The organism is Pseudonocardia sp. SID8383, from assembly GCF_009864975.1.
In the GTDB taxonomy this organism is placed as follows: Bacteria; Actinomycetota; Actinomycetes; order Mycobacteriales; family Pseudonocardiaceae; genus Pseudonocardia; species Pseudonocardia alni.
Genome location: NZ_WWFY01000823.1, coordinates 1 through 1275 on the forward strand (window position 1 = coordinate 1; position 1275 = coordinate 1275).

Here is a 1275-nt window from a genome sequence, read left to right on the forward strand (position 1 = left end):
CGCGTCCCAGCGGCCGCCGTGCAGTGCGGTGAGGACCGCGCGGGCGTCGTCGCAGTCCAGGGTGCCGGGGCCGACCCGGGTCAGCGCGGTCACGGCCAGCTCGGCGTCGAACACCGCCCGGCGGACGATCCGGGCGGCGTCGTCGTCGGCGACGGCGGCCGGGGTCCCCAGCTGCCCGTCGATGACCAGCGCGGCCTCGTTCACCCGGACCAGACGGCTCGCCAGCCGGGCCTCGGCGCGCTCCCGCTCCGCGGTGCCGGGGGCGTGCCCGTCGAGGGCGAGCACGGTCCCGGCGAGACCGGCGAGCCGCGCCTCGAACGAGCGCAGCATCCGGCGGAGCACCCGGTCGTTGCGGATCGGGAGCAGCACCAGCGTCAGCAGCATCACCCAGACGATCGCGACCGCGACGACGAAGGCCACCCCGGGCAGCATCTCCGGGCGCAGGTTCAGGAACAGGGCGAAGAAGTAGCCCATGAACCCGCCCATGCCGCAGACGAAGTACCGCAGCCCGAAGCGGCGCACCCAGACCGCGACGAACACCACGACGACGAACGCGGTCAGCGACGCGAGCCGGTTCCGGTCGACGAGCAGCGCCACGCCCATCCCGGCGAGCATCGACAGGGCCAGGAAGCACAGCGTGACCGCCTGCCCGGCGCGGGTGGCGTCGACGACCCCGAACGAGGCCAGCATCGCCACCACCGCCCCGAGCATCATCGGCACCAGCGGCGGGGTGCCCGTCACCGTCGCGACGAGGTATTCCACGCCCAGCGCGGTGGCGATCGCCAGCACGGCGCGGACCGCCGAGACGAGCCGGACGAGGCCGGGGTCGGAGGCGACGAACCGGTCACGGGCCCGGAGGAGGCGGTCGGACGCGGTCGGCACAGTCCGTTGCATATGCTAACGATATACCGGATCGTGATCTTCGCGCATCCCGGGCCCGCCGGACGTAGCGTGGGAGCCCGGGACCGATCACGGAGGTGGCGGGTGCGCGGGTACGGGTTCGTGGCGGCGGGTGGCCCGGAGCAGCAGGCGTTCGTCGAGGTCGAGGAGCCGCGGCCCGGGCCGGGTGAGCTGCTCGTGCGGGTTCGGGCGGCCGGGGTCAACCCGGGCGACCGGCGGATGCGCGACGGCGACTACGGCGTCGCCGGGCCCGCGGTGCTCGGCCGCGAGGTCGCCGGGACCGTGCTGGAGGTCGGCGACGGCGTCACCGGGTTCGCCCCCGGCGACGAGGTGTTCGGCGGCTGCCCGGACATGCAGGGCGGCTGGGCGCCGCGG

Annotated in this window: 1 protein-coding gene and 1 pseudogene; one reads left to right on the forward strand and one right to left on the reverse strand. The window is 75.1% G+C overall.

What is annotated here, in order from left to right:
- Positions 1–894 (reverse strand): annotated as a pseudogene (locus GTW08_RS19930) (hypothetical protein); the annotation flags it as partial.
- Between the two features lie 90 nt (positions 895–984).
- Between GTW08_RS19930 and GTW08_RS19935 the strand changes: the two are divergent.
- Positions 985–1275, forward strand: a 291-nt coding sequence (locus tag GTW08_RS19935) for an alcohol dehydrogenase catalytic domain-containing protein (protein WP_161152370.1), incomplete at its 3' end; no start/stop codon positions are given.